At 60.9% G+C, this 18,867-nt stretch carries 12 protein-coding genes and 1 tRNA gene; 7 read left to right on the top strand and 6 right to left on the bottom strand.

Going from position 1 to position 18,867, the window contains the following annotated elements; all coding sequences use genetic code 11:
- Nucleotides 1-158: 158 nt before the first annotated feature.
- The 4 genes from VB144_00195 to VB144_00180 all read right to left on the bottom strand — a co-directional run bounded on the left by VB144_00195 (nucleotide 159) and on the right by VB144_00180 (nucleotide 4,425).
- Nucleotides 159-962, bottom strand: a complete 804-nt coding sequence (locus tag VB144_00195; protein ID MEA4882080.1) for a hypothetical protein — start codon at nucleotides 960-962, stop codon at nucleotides 159-161.
- A complete protein-coding gene (locus VB144_00190; GenBank protein ID MEA4882079.1) occupies nucleotides 943-2,067 on the bottom strand; it encodes a tRNA guanosine(34) transglycosylase Tgt in 1,125 nt (374 codons plus the stop codon). The genes VB144_00195 and VB144_00190 overlap by 20 nt, the downstream gene beginning before the upstream one ends.
- Nucleotides 2,068-2,072: 5 nt before the next feature.
- Nucleotides 2,073-2,903 carry a 16S rRNA (cytidine(1402)-2'-O)-methyltransferase gene (gene rsmI, locus VB144_00185; GenBank protein ID MEA4882078.1) on the bottom strand — a complete coding sequence of 277 codons (831 nt, stop codon included), beginning with the start codon at nucleotides 2,901-2,903 and terminating at the stop codon, nucleotides 2,073-2,075.
- 1,447 nt (nucleotides 2,904-4,350) lie between these two features.
- Nucleotides 4,351-4,425, bottom strand: a tRNA-Asn gene (locus VB144_00180).
- A 399-nt stretch (nucleotides 4,426-4,824) separates the two neighbouring features.
- On the opposite strand from VB144_00180, the gene VB144_00175 reads away from it, so the two are divergent.
- Nucleotides 4,825-5,976 (top strand): DUF362 domain-containing protein, encoded by a 1,152-nt coding sequence (locus VB144_00175; protein ID MEA4882077.1) that lies wholly within the window; start codon nucleotides 4,825-4,827, stop codon nucleotides 5,974-5,976.
- Here VB144_00175 and VB144_00170 read toward each other — a convergent pair.
- Both VB144_00170 and VB144_00165 read right to left on the bottom strand, forming a co-directional pair.
- On the bottom strand, nucleotides 5,942-9,523 hold the full coding sequence (locus tag VB144_00170) for a UvrD-helicase domain-containing protein (protein ID MEA4882076.1): 3,582 nt from the start codon (nucleotides 9,521-9,523) through the stop codon (nucleotides 5,942-5,944). The genes VB144_00175 and VB144_00170 overlap by 35 nt on opposite strands.
- Nucleotides 9,520-12,678, bottom strand: coding sequence for a PD-(D/E)XK nuclease family protein (locus VB144_00165; GenBank protein MEA4882075.1), 3,159 nt, complete (start codon nucleotides 12,676-12,678; stop codon nucleotides 9,520-9,522). The genes VB144_00170 and VB144_00165 overlap by 4 nt, the downstream gene beginning before the upstream one ends.
- 200 nt (nucleotides 12,679-12,878) lie before the next feature.
- Here VB144_00165 and VB144_00160 point away from each other — a divergent pair, with 200 nt between their 5' ends.
- The 6 genes from VB144_00160 (at nucleotide 12,879) to VB144_00135 (ending at nucleotide 18,867) form a co-directional block, all read left to right on the top strand.
- Nucleotides 12,879-13,229 (top strand): YerC/YecD family TrpR-related protein, encoded by a 351-nt coding sequence (locus tag VB144_00160; protein MEA4882074.1) that lies wholly within the window; start codon nucleotides 12,879-12,881, stop codon nucleotides 13,227-13,229.
- A 94-nt stretch (nucleotides 13,230-13,323) separates the two neighbouring features.
- On the top strand, nucleotides 13,324-14,376 hold the full coding sequence (locus VB144_00155) for an ATP phosphoribosyltransferase regulatory subunit (protein ID MEA4882073.1): 1,053 nt from the start codon (nucleotides 13,324-13,326) through the stop codon (nucleotides 14,374-14,376).
- Entirely contained in the window at nucleotides 14,373-15,053 is a 681-nt protein-coding gene (gene hisG / locus VB144_00150) for an ATP phosphoribosyltransferase (protein ID MEA4882072.1), read from the top strand. The genes VB144_00155 and hisG overlap by 4 nt, the downstream gene beginning before the upstream one ends.
- Nucleotides 15,050-17,440: a histidinol dehydrogenase gene (gene hisD / locus VB144_00145; protein MEA4882071.1), complete on the top strand. Its 2,391-nt coding sequence runs from the start codon at nucleotides 15,050-15,052 to the stop codon at nucleotides 17,438-17,440. The genes hisG and hisD overlap by 4 nt, the downstream gene beginning before the upstream one ends.
- Nucleotides 17,441-17,442: 2 nt before the next feature.
- Nucleotides 17,443-18,042, top strand: coding sequence for an imidazoleglycerol-phosphate dehydratase HisB (gene hisB, locus VB144_00140; GenBank protein MEA4882070.1), 600 nt, complete (start codon nucleotides 17,443-17,445; stop codon nucleotides 18,040-18,042).
- Entirely contained in the window at nucleotides 18,043-18,867 is an 825-nt protein-coding gene (locus VB144_00135) for a HisA/HisF-related TIM barrel protein (protein MEA4882069.1), read from the top strand.

Raw genomic sequence — 18,867 nt, 5'->3', positions numbered from 1 at the left:
ATGATCTGAGCTAGGATGTGATAGCATACCCCAACACTTTCGCGAAAGCAGGCCCTCGTCTGGCATGTCAGACGAGGGCCTTTCCCCTGTTCCCTATCAGTCGCCGCGGCATGCACTCGCCGCCAGACGGCCGCTTGCCTCCATCGTGAGCTGGCAGCTCAGTGCTCTAGGAGGTAGAACGTCTCCTGCGGGTAGCGAAGCTGCCGTGAGCGCCACCCAAGCCCCGCCGTTAGGCTCGAAATCATGGCGTCGTAATGCTCGTACATGCCCTTTTCACGCCCACACAGGGTTCTCGCGGGCATCGACACCACCACGCATCTGGTTCGGAGCGCACTCAGCATCCGCAGGCCGGCGCCTTTCTCCTGCTGCTCCAGGCTGGGCAGGGCCTTCAGAAGCAGTGCCACGTCCCAATCGCCCTCGGGCATGCCAGTCAGCAGATCGCGGCAATCAACCTGCCCGGCGCAGCGCGCCCGTTCCAGGAGTGCGTTGATCGCCCGAGCGAGCCTCTGGTCGATGTCAACCCCGCGATACGCAACATCATGCGGAAGTCCCATCCACGGAATAGCGAGGGGATGCAGCCCGCAGGCTAGGTCCAGAACCCTGTGCGGGGCGCCGATCTGCTCCCAAAGCACAGGATACAGCTCCTCCATGATCTCCATGCGCTCCCTCGTCGAGGTATGCAAACACATCGCGCTGTGGAACACGGCGCGCACCTCCTCGTCACAGGGATGGTCAGGCAATTCCCCCTCTAGCAGTTCCAGCCGAGAGATCTGCGCCAAAGTCATGAACGACGCATGCACTTGGTGCAGTTTCCGCTTTGCTGCCTTTGTTGCCTCATCCCGATCGGGATGCCGCGCGACGGCCCAGTTCGCGACTCGTCCTAATGTGTCCGGGCACAGGTCGCCATACTTCTTCGAGGAGGTCAAGGACGCCACGACCTGGCTAGCAAGATCCTGCATCATTGAGACGCTCACCTCTGGCCAGGATCTCGGCCAGCCGCTCCGAAAGTCGCGTATAGAAGCGCAGATTGTGCATAGTCGCCAACCGCAAGGCCAGAGTGTCGCCTATGCTGAACAGGTGGTGCAGATACGCGCGGGAATACCGTGTGCAGCAGGGGCAATCGCACCATTCCTCAACTGGACGATCATCCCTCACGAACTTGTCATCCTGGATATACAGGTTCTCGTAGAACTCTCCTCCGCGAAGGTTCAACGACGCGAAGTTGTCGACCGCAACATACAGCCGCTTGTGGCGGGCATCACGCGTGGGAATAACCGCATCGAACGTCGTATAGCCCATACCCGCGCCACACACCACGTTCTCGGGCTTCCCAATGCCCAGAGCATGCCTCGGCAGGCCGTCAGGGACCAGCTCGGCAACCAGACCCACCGCATCTACGAGCCCACCGGAGGGGCTGATCGGCCATCCGCCGTAGCCATACCCGTCGAAGCCGATTTCCAACAGCTGCTCTGCGCAGGCGCGACGAAGAGCCGGGGCCTCCCCTCCCTGCACAACAGCGAAAAGCAGCGGGCGATCTGAGGGATTGAGCCTGCGCTGCTCGACCTGTCGCGTGAATGTCTCCTTGCACCGCCGGGCCCACGCCACCGTAAGGCGAACGCTCTCCTCCTGCATCTGCTTCGGCGCATCTGGATGAGTACAGTAGTCCAGGCAGAACATGATGTCCGACCCGATTTTGAACTGCCGTTCAATGCATTTGTCCGGTGTGAGGGTCTGCTTCTCTCCGCCCCTCGCAGTGCGGTATGTGAAACCGCGGTCGGTTACACTGCCAAGGCTAGGATCCTCGGAGATCAAAGAGAAAACCTGGAACCCCCCGGAATCGGATGCAACTGGCCGGTCCCAGCCCATGAACTTGTGCACTCCGCCCGCTGACGCTACAGTGGATACCCCGGGGTGCGTTGACAGGTGAAGGGTGTTGACCATCAGGGCTCTGATGGAGACGCTTTCCAGATCCCGTGAGTCGATGGAACGAACCACGGCCCTAGTCGCGTCAGGGATGAAGGTGGGAACGGGCATCCCTCCATGCCTCGTGTGTGGGGCAGTGCTCATCGATTTCACCCCTCATCTCCATCGACGCAAGCGTCGGTATCGGGCTCGGCCCTGTCCTCAATTGCTTCGGCTGTGAACTTCGGATTGTTGCCGGCTATGACCACAACTACCTCGCCCTTGATCTTCACGCCGGTCAGTGCCCCGATGATCTCAGACAGATGCCCATGACGCACATCCTCGAACATCTTCGTGAGCTCGATGCAGACCGCCGTCATCCTGTCGCCCAGAACCTCCAGGGCCGTCTGCAGCAGAGGCAGGACTCGGTGGGGCGTCTCATACAGAATCAGGGTGTGTGGAAGGTCCCGTTCCATTTCGAGAAAGGCCCGCCTCCGGCCAGGCTTCTTCGGGGGAAAGCCCTTGAACGTGAAGGACGACGTTGGTAGCCCTGAAGCCAGCAGAGCAGTGAGAACTGCAGATGCGCCCGGAAGCGCCTCAACAGCGAACCCCCGCTCAACAGCGCGGCTCACAGCCAGGTAGCCCGGATCGCTGACCCCGGGGCACCCCGCATTCGAGCAGACTCCCACCAAGAGCCCCTCCTCCAAGAGGCCGAGAATGCGGTTCGCGGCACGATCCTCGTTATACTCGTGGTAGGAAAACATGATCTCTGGTTTCCGGATCTGATACCTATCAAGGATAATCCGGGTGTGCCGAGTGTCTTCACACGCCAGTGCATCGACCTCGCCGAGCAGCCTGGCCGCTCGGTACGTCAGATCCTCCAGATTGCCGATGGGTGTTGCGATGATCACGAGCCTTCCTGTTCCAGTCGCCATCTCCTTAGTCCCTTCTTCATCTGATGCTATATCATACATGCCAGTATCGAAGATAGACGCCAGCACCTGTAGTGATGCGCCTCTGTAGACCCTGCGCAGGTGGGAGAATGGCGCCAAGCCGCGAACGCAACAGACGATATCCTAACGACCCTGCGCAGGTGGCAAAAAACCCCGCCGGAAACCGGACAGGGTTGCGAAGAGCATTGGTATTCGACTGTTCAGTGCGGAAATGAAAATGGCTCCCCAAGTGCAACCCTCTTCATAACCATTCTCCATCCGATCGTCAACCCCTAGGTTCCTATCATATCACGAGTTGCCAAAGAGCAGCCACTTCCCTGTTGACCGAAAGCCGCGTTAAGTTCTGTTTCCCTATGCGCCTCGTTTGTCGGCAGGTTTCAGGCCCGTCGCCTACTGTCTCCACTTGAGCATCCCATCTACCCGAAAGACGCCATTCTAGGATCTGGTTGCCGAGACGACCGCACAGCAGGAATGCAGGGGCCATCACGGAATCTGCCTCAAAGAGATTCCATTCCAATACAGAGTCCCAGTTTCCTCTCGGATTCGCACGCCACGCATACCCAACACGGTATCTAGGTGCAAGCTGGACGCGGAGTGACCAGGTTTCTGCGGGAGGTGGGCGCTTATGACCCAGGTTGACCGCCACAGCGCATGACCACGGGGGATTTAGCACCCTGCAACGCCCCAGAAGCGCTCCCGGCAACCTCTCCTCGCCTAGTTTCTGTCATGTAGACGCCTATTCTGGCCAATTTGAGCCAACTCGAGCCGACATATACCCCCCATTCCGCACGATTCCGCATGGAAATGAGCCCAGCTGATCCGATTTCGGCCACCTTGCGAGATAGCCTGGGTCAGATCCGTACACCTTAGCGGGAAACATCACTGAAACGGGCTCGGGCTGCAGCTGGGAACCGAATATAGGGCTCCCTGGCTGCGCGCCCGCGCTCCCTGACGAGGCGCGAACGGCGCGACCGAGTCCTGGGGCGATGATGTCGACGAATCCAGCAGTGAGACGAGCTCAATGTCGATGGAATCGACGTTGAAACGCCCGCAATGTCGATGAATCCAGCATTGAGGCCCTCCAAACGTCAGCTCCGGCAGAATCCGCGACAGGGAGCTTCCGCGGCCAACCGCATGGCATGATGTGGCGTGGCTGACTCGCAGGTAGACACGTTTTCAGTGATGGGTCGGGCGCGCGATGCAGTTCACGTGCACCTCGACAGCGGGAGCCGGATCGTCATTCTCGCTTTGACCTCGGCAGAACCTAATGTAGCCGGATCACGCGGCGCCCGCGTTCTCAAGTCGGCATCATTGGCCAGTTCCTCGGCCCTGCGCCGTACTCTCTCCGAAAGGTCGCCCTCAGCCAGGGCCTGGATGCGCCGGGCGATGCGCTTACGGTGGGCGTGGATGCGGTGGAAATGGCAAGACCCCGAGGGGATCAACCCACGGGGTCTTGCCATTGAATAGGAACCGCCGAAATCGGCGGATAGATCTCTGGCTCCCCGAGCAGGATTCGAACCTGCGACCCACCGGTTAACAGCCGGTTGCTCTACCGCTGAGCTATCGAGGAACATCATCAAACAGCATAATACCAGCCTGCCGCCGCGCAGTCAAGGCCCTGCCGGTCGTGGAACGCAAAAAAGGTCCGGACGCGTCAAGAATGCCCAAAAGATCGGCGCTTGACCGGTCAGACCGCCAAAAGACATGGCGCCGGAGCCCAATGTGGTGCGGGTGCGCCATAGGAGATCGAAGATGCAATGGGGCGCTAAGAGAGTGCAGGAGGTTCTGAGCCCGATGGCGGCAACCGGGACGGCAATCAGGACGACGGCGGCGCGTGTCTGGGCGCACGGCGCGTGTCTGGGCGCACGGCGCGTGTTTAGGCGCGTGTCTGGGTTGCCCGATTGATGGAGGTGTAGTATATTCGAGCGTGGACAAAGCACACTCTGGAAGGGGATTCCGCGTGGAAACGATGCAGTCGAAACAACCAGAGCAGCCACTGGTATCGATAGTCCGATGCGCTGATTACGACCGTGCCAGGGTCAAACAGGCCCTTCATGCCGCCATCGCTCCATTAGGAGGGATTGAGGCATTTGTCTCGCCTGGCAGCCGCGTGCTGATCAAGCCCAATCTGATCGCAGGCACGCCTCCCGAACGAGGTGCGACGACACACCCTGAGATCCTGCGCGCTGTGATCGAAGAGGTGCGCTCTGCAGGCGGAGAGGCGACGGTAGGCGAAAGCCCCGGCGCCGAAAGCTTTCGGACAGCGGCGCGGAAATCCGGCCTGCTGGAAGTCATGGAGGAGCTCTCTGTGGAAGAGGCGTCCTTCTCGAACACCCGCGAAGTACACCTGGGAAGCGGGCACATCGCGCCTTCCCTTCCCATCGCCGAACCCATACTTGATGCTGACGTCATCATCAGTCTGCCGAAGCTGAAGGCGCATGGGCTAGTGGCGTACACCGGGTGCATAAAGAACATGTTCGGCGTGATCTCCGGCGTCTCGAAGGCCAAGTATCACCTTCGATTTCAGGATCGGGACACCTTCTCAGCGCTCCTCGCCCAGATCTATGCTGTGGCAACTCCTACCCTGTCCATTCTCGATGGAATAGTGGCCATGGAGGGAAACGGTCCCCGCAACGGGGATCCAGTCTCGCTCGGTCTTCTCCTGGCCTCCACCAACGGCCTCGCTGCGGACATCGCCGCATGCTCTATCATAGGGCTGAACCCGATGGACAGCCCTCCACTCTCGGCCGCTGCCGATCTTGGGCTTGGGCCACGATCCCTGGCAGACGTAGCTGTATCCGGACCGCCCATCGATGAGCTTAAGGTGGTAGGCTTCAAGACGCCGCGCGCCTCCCGTCCATCGCTGAGGAAGACCCTCACCACTGGCTGGGCAGGAATCACCCTTCGGAACATGCTCACCACCAGGCCTGCATTGCTCCCCAGGGAGTGCCGCGGCTGCGGAGTATGCGCGCGCGCTTGCCCAGCTCAGGCCATTACCATGGCGAACGGAGCAGCTCACTTCGACTACTCGAAGTGCATCAGGTGCTACTGCTGCCAGGAGCTGTGCGAGCGTGGAGCGATTGTGCTCAAGACACCTCCTCTCGCCGGGCTTTTCCGATAGCCTGGAGCCCGTCCGGCACTGCGCGCGCGGCGCCTACTGAACCGTCCCCACAGGGCCAGCCCCAGCACAGAGCGGTGTAGTGGCACCATCCGCACTCCCCTATCCTTGATGGAAGTGTGTTCGAGAGTGTGGCGCCACTTGCAGCCTCAGCAAGAAAGATCAGCTTGCTCTCGGAATCGGCCAGCTCGGCACGGCCGTAGCTGGCTTCCCACAGCTCGTCTGGATAGAGGAAGTGGAGCCTTGAGATAACGTTCGGCACTCCACGCCCTCGCGAAGCAGCCAGCGCGTACGCGTCGAGCTGTGGCCTGTATCCCTCGGCGGTGGCCGCCACCTGCTCTTTCCCTATCCTGTTGGTCTTGAAGTCCACCACTATGATCGACCCATCGGCACTCTCACTGATGTAGTCCACCACACCGGATATGACGAATCCGGAAAGGTTCAGGGAGAATGCCGATTCATGCACGGCATGGCTCTCAGCGCGTCCTCCGTAATGGCGCAGAAATGTGTAGACTATGGGCGCAAGCTCATCGACAGTCTGCGCCAACAACTCGCCGGAAACCCCGCGCCTAACTAACTCGTCTTCGAGGGCTCTACAAACCTGTTCTGAGGAACGCACTGTCTCGCACAGTGCATGAACTATCTCGCCCTTCAGAGCAGCGTTTAGCCTCAGCCCGGCCCCGGCCGCACCCGTAAGGTCGGCAGGCACAGGAGGAAGACTACACACATACTCGTACACATACCAGCGTGGGCAGTGGGCATAGCACATCAGGCCGGATACTGATAGCCGCCTGCCCTCACCATCGCCAACCACTCGATCCACGGGCAGTGCCAATGGCGCGACCCCGCGAATCCCAGGCGCCTGCCGACCACGCCAACGCTCACACTCCACTTCCACCGCGGCGGCGACATCCTGGTCTGCCTTAACAGCCACACCGGGCACGGAATTCGGAGATGGCGCAGACACTCGGATCAGTGCTCCCGCCCCATCCAAGTCCGCGACCACCCCCTCCTGGCCCAGGCTGGAAAGGTCCAGGTTCTCACTTGTCCCAAGCACGGCGTCAAGCACCGGGGCGATCCACGACCCCAACTCCGCGCTGCAGGCGCCTTTCCCCGACTTGTCTTCGTTCAGAGTCGCGCTCATGACGAGATAATCAGATGCCCTGGTGGCCGCGACGTAAAGGCCCCTTTTCAGTTCACTCTCGTCTCCTGCCCTGGCCGCATCGTCGATTCGAGCGAAGGTGCGGCTCTTCGGCTCTCCCTGCCGCGGCTTCAACACCAATCCGATCTCGGGGTCTAGGAGGAACATGCCCTGCCTGGACATTGGCTTGCGGCCCATGTCAGGGACGAAGACAACTGGAAACTCCAGCCCCTTGGCCTTGTGGACCGTCATGATCTTAACAGTATCGCCAGACTCCTCGTGGACCGCAGCCTCGGCCTCCCGTGCGCGAAATCCCTCTGCCAGCTCCACATCCTCCACGAATCCCCCAAGGCTGGCTTTCGTGCGTGAGTAGTCCGAAGCCATGGAGACCAGCTTGCGGATGTTGCCTATAGCCTGAGTCCCAGAGACACCCATCGCGAAGTACTCCTCAAACCGGGCCCCGCTTATGGCGGCCTTCACCAGTTCGCCGACGGAGACCCTTCGAACTGCCTGCCTCAGCGACTGCACCAGATCTCGAGCACGTTCGTACTTGAGCCTCTCCTCTGCAGGGGGAACGTACGTCCCGGTCTGCTCTGGGCATGCTGCGGCCTCCGGCGCACAATCTGCCACAGCAGAACTGAGGCTTCCAAACGCCAGACGCATCCACAGTAGAGTCTCATCCGAGAGCCCCACAGGCGGACACCTAAGGAAACCCGCCAGAGACAGCTCGTCCGATTCATCATCCACCGCCCGCAGCAGATCCATGGTCCACTGCACCTCCGGAGTTCCGTAGAATCCCTTCCCGGCCACGACGTAGTATGGCACTCCCTCCTTCTCGAGGGCGTGCTCGTACGCTTTCACGTAAGTCATCGCCCTTAGGAGAATGGCGATGTCGCCGCATTTTGCCGCCGCCGGCATGTGACCATCTGGCGTGGTTTCGCACAGTGGCTTGACGGAACCCTCCACCATCTCCCTTATGCGCCTGGCCACCACGGTCGCCTCCGTCGCCGCCGCGTGGGCAGCTGTTGGCTTCTGCCCTTCCTCATCATCGCCGGACGAAGCGCGCACGACGAGCATCAACTCCGCCCTGGGCTCGCAGATATTCACGCCGCTTCTCCCTGCCACAGCAGGCGCAAAGCACGCCTCGGAATCTGACATTATCCTGGAGAACATGGCGTTGGTTACGTTCACAAGATCCGGGTGTGATCTGTAGTTGGTCCCAAGCTCCACCCGCGCCATGCCAGTGCTGTTCACTTCGGCGATCTCCCGCTGGAACAGCTCCACACGCGCTCCTCTGAACCGATAGATCGACTGCTTCGGATCGCCCACGATGAACTTCCTGTTGACCGCGGGCTCGCCCACGAGGAGCGACAGTATCTCACTTTGCAGCCCGTTCGTGTCCTGGCACTCGTCCATGAGGAGGAACTTGAACCTCTCCCTACATGCTCTTCCGGCAGCGCTATCCCGGAGAAGGTCTCTCGCAGCCAGCTCCACGCCCGTGAAGTCCATGAGAAGCCCGCTGCCTCGCGCAAGTGCATATGCCCCATCCAGCGCCTCACATACCGCGAATGCCGATTCCACCAAATCCACATTCCACACATCGGCGAGGAGCGGCAGGAGTTCCTTGAGGACGTCGCTCGCAGCCTTCTTCGCCGCCGCGTTCCTCTTTCCGGGAAGGGATTTCACCAGAGCAGCAGCATCAATGTGAAAGGCTGACGATGTATGGTCCAGCGCAGCGATGCTTGCTGCGTTCGCTCCGGCTGCTGCAAGGGCAGCGCGGAAATCTTCCAGTGCCTCTCTGGCCTCATTCTCTGACCTTCGAAGCGCAACTATAGCTGTATCGCGGATCTCCGAGAGCGGACGACCGGTTATTCGGATCTGCTCGTAAAGGCCCGAGAAAGCATCCGCCGCCTGGCCAAACCCGCGCTCTCCCACCAGCGTCTTGATGGGAAGGTCGCGCCTGAGAATGGCATTCTCCACCACTTCCTGCGCTGCCGATCTCATGACCCTGGCGGCCTGGAGTTCATCTATAATCGCGAAATCCGGATCCACTCCCGCCTCGATGGGATATTCCCGCAGCAGCTGAGCACAGAACGAGTCGATGGTGCTTATGCGTGCTGTCGGGATTCTGCGGCCGATCTCCCTCCATCTTGAGGCCTCGCCTTCTGATGAGGCGGATCTCTCCATATGGGAGACTTCCTCCCACACCCTGGCCTTCATCTCGTTCGCGGCCTTCTCAGTGAAGGTTATCGCCACGATCTCATCGAGGTCGGCTCGACCGGAAGCGAGTATCTCCACATACCTTCCCACAAGGACTCGCGTCTTCCCTGATCCTGCGCCTGCAGTTACAATCTGGCTCTCATCCAGGCCGTAGACGGCCCTCTTCTGCTCATCGGAATACTCCCTCACTGCGCATCACCTCCGAAAGGAGTTTCCTGCTCCGAATCGTGGGCGCCGCGGCCGCACTCATCCGCGTCGGGAGCTCTTCCCACCTTGGCAAAAGCTACATCCCGATCGTATCTGCAGATACGTATGTATGGGCACCTATCAAGTCCGCAGGACGAAGGATACACGAGGAACTGGCCCGAGGCCACGGCCCGCGCGATCTCGAAGGCCCGTTCCCGTGCGCTGCAGAGGAATTCGTGCAACGACTGTTCATCGAGTCTCCCATGCCCCTTGCGGCCAGCCCGAAGAAAGTCGGCGAAATCCCGGATCCACAGCCCCGACTTGACGTCTGCCGACGCGATGCTGTAGTAGGACCCTCCTGCCACCTTGCCTTCTTTCGACGCGAGGAACTCCGAAGCGGCAAGCATGTAGATCGCCATCTGCATATTGACCATGCTCGCCACGTCTCGACCTTCGGGGCAATGATCGGTCTTGTAGTCATAGAGAGCAAGCGCGCCATCTGGTCCGCGGTCGATTCTGTCGATCCTTCCCGATACCAGGGGGCCCGCTGCGGTGAGCATGAGCGGCGCCTCCACCGAAGAGTCGGCAGGCCGATCGAAAGAGCCCGGCCCGAAGCCCCATTCCAGATAGGCAGGTGACCACATGCCGCCGGTGTCCTCGGCGAACTTGGCCTCAGCCCGGGCTACTCTGGCCATCTGATCAGCAATTGCGTCTTCGTAGGCCTTCCACGCCCCAGGCGGCGCCGCAGTATTCTCTCTGTTGATCCCAGCGAATACATCCGCGGTGATCCCCCTGATCGTGTCGGCGTACTCCTCACCTCGCTCAGAGTCGACCGTCCCCTTCAGCCCCTGGAAGAACCTGCGCAGTATCTCGTGACGAGCCGTTCCTCCTTCCATCGCCGGAAGCTCGGGTTCCGCTCCATCCGGCGCCTTCAAAGCAAGGATACGCCGGCAGAAGAAAAGGAATGGACACCTGCCGTAGTCATCGAATCCGCTAACGGGCCAGACCCTATCGAGGCCCCATTCAGAGGAGTGCCAAGAGAGAAGCGCCTGCTCGCACAGACGTCCATCGTACTCGGTGAACTCCAGCGCATCTGCCCGTTTTCGCCTGGAAAACCAGACCATGGCGAGCTTCAGATCTTCCGGGCGCGTGGCGGCCCATGCCTCCACCCCAGGATCAGACATCCCACGGGCGAGCCTCCACAGAGCACACAGTTCAAGCTCTCGCTGGCTCGCCGTGAGTTCCCACTCCTCAGGAAACAGATCCGCGGGAGAGAGCCTCCGCGAGACGGCGCCTTCCATGTCATGCGCCACCCCGGCCTCTTCCAGTAGTTCATCCACAAAGAACGAGCGCCTCACGGCTGCACCGTCGGAGCTTGAGGATGGATACGTAATGTACAGCCGCTTCTCGGCCGCTCCCACCCCCATGCGGAATAGGAACCTCTCGTTCTCCGCGAACCTGCCTGGCGCCGGAGCATCGATGCCACGATCCGCCAGATGCGCCATGTCGGCCTCAGTGAAGATCCACGGCCGCCTCATCCTTCTCGGGAACACGCCCTCGAGCATCCCACACAGGAACACCACGGGGAAGCTGAGTCCCGCCATACTGCTCCAATCGGTTACGGCAACACCCGCAGAGTCGCCTCGCTCAAGCATGAAGGCGTCGCGACCGATTTCAGAACTGAGGATGGTCACGAAATCCGCCCAGGTGGCGCCTCCCTCAGCCTCGCCAAGAACCTCCGATGCCTCCTCGATGCGGCTTAGCGCAGTATCAAATCCGGACCAAGCGGCCCAAGCCTGAACCGCGAAGGCCAGATTGTCGCGGGAGAACAACGCTCGGGGCATGCCAAGCTCCGAGAGGATTGACCGGAAATCCTGCACATGCCTGCGCAATGAGTCGCCCTCTCCTCTTCCGCTCCACGCCCGACTGAGGCAGGACCAGTATTCGGCAGCCTGATCACAGCCAGGCGAGGAAGACAGGCGAGCCTTCCAGCGCGCCAGGGGAAGCGAAAGCCCCCTCACCCCCAGAGAACGGAGGAGGTCAGCCCCTGCGGAAGGGCCGAGCCCCACATATGGACTGGAGAACAACGCCACGAGATCGAATCCAGACCTCTGGGCTGTCATGGCCTCGGCCAGTGCTAGACAATCGGCCACCAGCGGAGACGAAGCAAGGGGCCTCGCGTCCCGCGTTGAACAGGGAACCTCAAACTCGCTAAGCGCGGCCAGGAATTCGGGGCGGAATTCTCGACTATCAGCGGTCACGACACATATGTCAGCCGGGCGGAACCCTTCCCGGCATATCAGCGCCTTGATCTCTCTCGCGGCCTCCCGCGCCTCCTGGGAGGGCCCCGGGGCCGTGATGATCCGAAGGGAACTGCGCTCCTTGAGGTAGGCGCCTGCCGGTTTCGCGACTACCTGTACATCTCCAAGGAGAACACGGGCCCTGCTCACCGCCGATGATACCTCCTGCCTGCTGCATTCGTAAGGCAGGTTCACCTCACACTCATCCACTGCATGCGCAATCGACTTCACTACCAGGGCGGAAGCGGGCGTGGGATTTGCCAGGTGCTCAAACCAGACAGATTTCAGGTCGCCCAACACCCAGCAGGGATCCTGCTCAAGAGCATGCACCAGATCGAGGCAACCATCCTCAGAACGGCCGCATCCTGCCCTGGCCAGGAACGATTCATAATCCCGCCACACCTCTACGAAGTCTATCTGCATGGGAGCACGAGGCGACTGGCCAGGCAGGGCCCGCTGCAAGCTATCCGGAGTAGCCAGGGCCATCTTCATCTCATCAATCAGCGAACAGATGGCCCTGGCAAGGCCGGGTCTCATCGCCGCATTGCCAAACCGCTTCAGTCTTCCCGCTTCGGCGGCCCTCACAAGAAGCCTTCCTACGACTATCTCCTGTTGGAAATCGCCGAGGCCCCTCCTCCGAACGGCCAGTCGACTGCCCGCGCGGGCGACGAGCCTCAGCACGAACTGATCGAACTCGTAGATCGGGATTCCGAAGCCGGTCTGCGACGGAAGCATATGCAGCAGCTCAGCACGGGCTCGCGCGGCTAGCAGGGCCGAGGGCATTACCAGCGCGACCTCCCGATGCCGTCCGCTCTCGACTGCCTCCGCTACCCGACTGAGATATGGCGAGCAACCCATGACTCTCCTCACTCCGATCGATATCCAATCCCGCACATGACGAGACCAGCCTCTCAACAGTTGTTCATTCGTCTACTGCCCCCAGTACACCTGCAGATGATCGCACCCTAGGCTTCAGGACGAAGGAGGTCAACAGACACTCATGCAGAATTGATATACAGAGCGGTCGCTTGAACGTCAGATCACAGGAGGTCACGGCGATGAGTCCGAACAGCAGAATCGTAGACGAGCGAAGTGCCGTTCTATTCCAGGCGATCCTTACACTCGGCAGTGTTGACGAGTGTCACAGGTTCTTCGAGGATCTGTGCACCGTCTCGGAGATAGAATCGTTGTCATCCCGCTTTGAGCTGGCCAGGATGATCGACTCCGGCCTTACCTACACCGACATCTCCCAGAAGACGGGCGCAAGTTCGGCTACTATCAGCCGCGTGAAGCGCTTCCTCCATTACGGCGCCGACGGGTACCGGTTGGTGCTCGACAGGATGAAGGACCGAGGTCTCCTGTGTCCGGACTCGTCGAGGCCCGCGCCAAACTCGCACACGACGTCTTGACAATCCCGCTTTCGCAGGCTAGAATTGGGCAATGTCGTCTTTCTTGCTTTACCGCGTTAAAGTATTACCGTGATGAAGTCAAGGTGAGGTCAATATGAGCTGTATGCCGTACTACGCCACAGACGAGAACACCGCGCTGATCCCCTCTGAGCCTGCTATTCGGAGACGCGTCGAGTCAGGAGTCGCTTCTCTCCTGGCAGCACTGGGTCACACAGAGGTGGCCATCCCAACAATGCAGTCCTATGACCCTGAAGCTCCGGCGCCAATCAGAGAGATGATGGATGCAGGGTACAAGCTGGTCGGCCCAGGAGCGGAGGTTGTCGTGTTGCGCCACGACCTAACCGAGGCTGCGGCCGCGATCGCCCAGGGCGAACTGGCTTCATCTCCCCGCCCTCTCAAGCTCTTCTACTCTGGAACGGTTTTTCGGCCTCCGCATCCCGCTGAGTGGAGCATCGCCACTTCTCCATGGGAGCGCGGCGCCATTGAAACTCAACAGCTTGGGGCCGAGATCTTCGGCGGCCAGGGACGTTCCACTGACGTCGCCGCTGCAGTCGCCCTAGCGAGGTGCCTGTCGATCACGGGCATCAGCGATTTCCAGATCCGGATCGGGCACATGGGGGCACTCGAGGCGGTCACGGATGTGCTGGAACTGAACGTCCCCGGCAAAGTGCAGCTAGGCTCTGCCCTGCTCAGGCACGACATGGTCGCAGTGTCGCGGATGATCGCCGCCTCTTCTGTGCATGGATCTGACTGCGAGCTCATCCGTAACATGCTGTTCTTTCCTTCTGGCGATTCGGCTCTCGCCGACGCCCATGCGCTGGCGCGCCTCGATCAATCAGGTCGATTGCACGAGGCCATCCGCGACATCCACGCAGTGCTGGCCGGACTGGCCTGCTGCGACATGCGCGACCACGCCGTAGTCGATCTTGGCCTCGTCCGCAGATTGGCCTACTACACCGGAACGGTGTTCGAAGCGTTCACTCCAGGCTGCCCCGCTCCGATAGCTGGAGGCGGGAGGTATGATGGACTGTTGAGGCTGATGGGGTCAAGCGAGCCGGCCGTTGGGTTTGCAGTCGAACTGGACCGAATCGTGGGTATATGCACCAAAGCCACGGCGCAGTCGCGGAACGGAGGGATGTCCAGATGAGCGCCCAGGTCACCTTTGCGCTTCCATCAGGGCGTATGCTGGATGACTGCCTCCATGCGCTTGCCAGGGCGGGGTTTGAATGCGATATCGCCGAGGGAACACGAAAACTCATGTTCGAATCAGGTCCGGCCAGATACATACTGGCCAGGCCTGGAGATGTGCCGGTGTACGTCAGTCACGGTGCGGCGGATTTCGGAATCGTGGGAAAAGATGTACTCGACGAGGACTGCCCAGACGTGTATGAGCTGCTCGACCTGGGTTTCGGGGCAGCTCGGTTCGCACTGGCAGCTCCTGAGCCCGTTGCTGCGGAGCTATATCGCCGCGTGAGCGAGAAACGGGCCGGCCTGTGCAGCCCGCCTTCACGTCCGCTCCGGGTGGCCACCAAGTTCCCTCGCGTGGCATACACCTATTTCCGCGGGATTGGAATCCCAGCCGAGATAATCACATTGCGGGGAGCACTCGAACTCGCTCCCCAGGCCGGGCTCGCAGATGCCATAATCGATATCGTCTCAACGGGACGCACCCTCCGGGAGAACGGACTCTCCGAAATCGAGTCCATCAGCGCCACAACAGCCAGGCTGATAGCAAACCGCGCCAGCATGGGCCTGTGGCCAGAGGGTGCGCGAGCAGTAGTGTCGGCGTTTGAGACCAATCAGGATGGGAGTGTTGGGGAATGATCCCGCGCATGACGCCTGCTGAGTACATGCAGCGTCGGGCAGCGGCGCTCAGCCTGCAGCTGCCTGATGTGACCGAGATCGTGTCGGAGGTCAGGCGCGATGGAGACGCCGCCCTCGTGCGTCTCGCCGCGAAGTACGATGGTGCTGATCTTACCGCCATCGGTGTTGAGGTTGCTCGGTCAGAAATGGAGCAGGCGTTCACCTGCGCCGACAGGAACCTTCTACGCTCGATAGAGCATGCAGCCGACAATGTGCGGGATTACCACTCGAAGCAAGTCGGCCAAAGCTGGGAATGCACCTCCTCGGATGGAGCGAGGCTCGGTTACAGGCTCGAGCCAATCGAGAGGGTGGGAATATACGTACCCGGAGGAACCGCTCCCTACCCTTCTACCGTCGTCATGACTGCAGTTCCCGCCAAAGTGGCGGGTGTGAGAGAGGTCATCATGTGCACACCCCCTGGGCGAAGCGGCGCAGTGAACCAGCTGATCCTGGCAGCCGCCGTGCTGTGCGGCGTCAGCCGAGTCTTCAGGGCCGGCGGCGCAGGTGCAATCGCGGCCATGGCCTACGGCGCTGGCTGCGTTCCGAGGGTCGACAAGATCGTTGGACCTGGCAACGCGTTTGTCACCGCCGCCAAACGCCTTGTATGGGGTGATGTGGGCATCGACATGCTCGCGGGGCCCAGCGAGGTGCTAATCATCGCCGATTCATCTGCGAATCCCGCCCTGGTGGCGGCGGATCTGATAGCCCAGGCGGAACATGATCCGCTCGCCTCCGCTGTCCTCGTCTCTGTCTCGCGGTCTCTGGCGGACCGTGTCGAAGCGGAGATCTCGTCTCAGCTTCCCCTCAGGTCGCGACGCGCGGTGATCCGCGAGTCGCTATCCCGATGGGGCGCCATCGTAGAGGTGGATTCAGTGGAAGATGCGATCTCCCTCGCCAATCAGGCATCAGCTGAGCATGTTCAGATAATGGTGGATAACCCGCGGCAGGCAGCGTCGTCCATTAGATCCGCCGGGACCGTATTCGTAGGCGAATACACTCCTACACCGATTGGCGACTATATGGCCGGCCCGAATCACGTCCTCCCAACAATGGGCTCTGCTAGGCATCGGGGTTCGCTGAGCGCTGGCGATTTCCTGAGGCCGATCAATACGGTGGAATGCACGGCGGAGTCACTGCTCGTCGCAAGTGCAGACGCCATCATGCTGGCGCGAGCCGAGGGGCTCGACGGGCACGCAGCATCAATGGAGATGCGCGCCTCGGCAGTGCAGAACGCGGGCAGATTCGGCTCGGTGCTCAGATCGGCGAAGGCCGTAAGCCTGATGCAACAGGCGCAACCAGCACACCGGGTGCAATCGGTGCAACAGGTGATCTCCCCGATCGTGGTCAAGCTCGATGCCAATGAGAGCCCCCTGGATATCCCGGAGGCGCTCAAGGCCGACATCGTCCGAGAGATCACGAAGATGCCATTCAACCGATATCCATGTGCTGACTTGGAGCAGGATGTGGCTAACGCTTTCGCGTCAGAGGCTGATGTCGATGCGGACCGGGTGACACTCGGCGCCGGCTCCGACGAGATCATACAAATGACGATGCTGGCCCTGAGGCCGCGCATCGATCATGTAACGATCATGCCGCCCACCTTCACCGTGTATCGCAGGATCGCCGAGGCCGTCGGCCTGCCGGTGCACGAAATTCCCCTGTCGGAAGGTCCCTCTGGGGGGTTCGGCATCGACATGGACGCTCTGGAGCGCGAGCTTCGGTGTGACGACGCCCTGGTGTTCATATGCAATCCGAACAACCCCACAGGCGACCTGTTCACCCGGGGAATCCGGGAGATCGTCGCCTGCGCGCGGGCGTATGTGGTCGTGGATGAGGCCTACCACGAGTTCTGCGGCGACACGCTCATCACAGAAGTGCCAGGGCGTTCCGGCAGGCTCATGATCACCAGGACCTTGTCGAAGGCGTTCGGCTTAGCCGGGCTGCGGGCAGGATTCGCCGTGGCGGGCCCCTTGATGACTCAGCTTCTGCAGAGTGTGAGGCTGCCATACAACTGCAGCACACTCTCTCTTGTAGCAGCACGGCAGGCGCTCGCGAGGCCTGACCTTAAGCGGTCCGCTGTGAATCTGATCCTGAAGGAGCGAGCCCACGTCGCCGCGGGCCTCTCAGAGCTCGGACTGTCCCACGGTGCACTGAACGCCAATTTCCTGTTTGTTCGATGCCCCGTTCCCGGCGATGAAATCAGGCGAAGGCTCATGGAACGCGAGGTCCTGGTCAGGTGCATTGAGGACGCCCCCGACTTCTTCAGGGTCACCATAGGCGCTCCGTGGGAGAACAGCACGTTTCTGAACGCCCTCGGTGCAGTGCTTGAGGAGGTGGAGGTTCGATGAGCATGGATTCGGCTCCCGACAGGGTGTGCGAGATCTCTAGGACCACAAAAGAGACCGACATCAAGGTGCGGATTCTCCTCGATGGCTCTGGCAGCTGCAACGTAGAGACGGGATGCGGATTCCTCGACCACATGCTGTCGCTTTTCGGCGCTCACGGGCTTTTCGATCTCACAGTGGCAGCCAGCGGAGATCTACAGGTCGACTGCCATCATCTCTCTGAGGACATCGGCATATGCCTCGGAGAGGCTCTCGATCGAGCCCTTGGGGATCGCTGCGGAATCCGCCGGTACGGTCACGCAGTGGTTCCGATGGATGAGGCCCTGGCCACATGCACAGTAGATCTCTCAGGAAGGGGCCAGCTGGTATGGAGGGTCACGGGGCTCGGGGAACGCGTTGGAGAGATGGACACCGAGGCAGTTCCAGAGTTCTTCGCTGGATTCGCAAGGGCCTCACGGTCCACCCTCCATGTGGACCTGGCCTATGGCCAGAACACCCATCACATGCTTGAGGCCATCTTCAAGGCGTACGGAAGGGCGCTTTCGGAAGCGGTTGAGATCAACCCGAGGCAGGGCGCGGTTCCATCCACGAAAGGAGTGCTATGAATGGCAGCTCGGGCTGAGGTAATTCCCGCCATCGACGTCCGGGCTGGGAAGTGCGTCCGGCTGATGCGAGGGGATTTCGCACGTGAGACAATCTTCTTCGATGACCCCGCAGAAGCTGCACAGCGCTGGGTAGCGGAAGGCGCCGGCCTGCTCCATGTGGTTGATCTGGACGGGGCGAAGGAAGGGCATCCCGTTAACCTCAGCTCAGTCAGGAGGATTGTTCAACGGACGGGGGCTCACGTCCAGCTAGGAGGGGGTTTACGCACCATGGATGATGTCCGCGCGGCCTTTGCGAGCGGAGTGAGCCGCGTCCTCCTGGGCACGTGGGCCGTCAGTCAACCTGAGATGGCAACCGCCTTGGTGTCGGAGTATGGGCCGGACGCTATCGCCGTCGCAGTTGATGTGCGCGATGGGCGTGTTCTCACCCGTGGCTGGGTGGATGGGTGTGGCCTTGCGCCGGCCGAATTCGCGACGACGGCGCGCGCAGCAGGCGTTAGCCGCGCCGTTGTGACTGATGCACGGTACGATGGCATGCTGTGTGGCCCAAACGTCGCCCTCGGGATGGAAGTCGCCGCGTGCGGTCTGGAGGTCACGATCTCGGGAGGAGTATCATCCCTTGAGGACGTGGCCCGGATAGCCATTGCAGCGCAGGATTCGGAGCTTTCGCCCACTATGGGTCGAATCACAGGGATGATCATCGGGCAGGCGCTGTACACGGGCTTGCTGTCTCTCCGAGATGCGCTGCGCGAGGTCCAGAGCGTAGTAGACAACTCATGGGTGCAGTGTTCGGATACAATGACAGGAATGAGGACTGAGGAGGCGTGA

The organism is Clostridia bacterium (genome assembly GCA_034926675.1).
In the GTDB taxonomy this organism is placed as follows: Bacteria; Bacillota; DTU025; order DTU025; family DTU025; genus JAYFQW01.
This window is presented reverse-complemented; position numbering and strand designations above follow the sequence as displayed.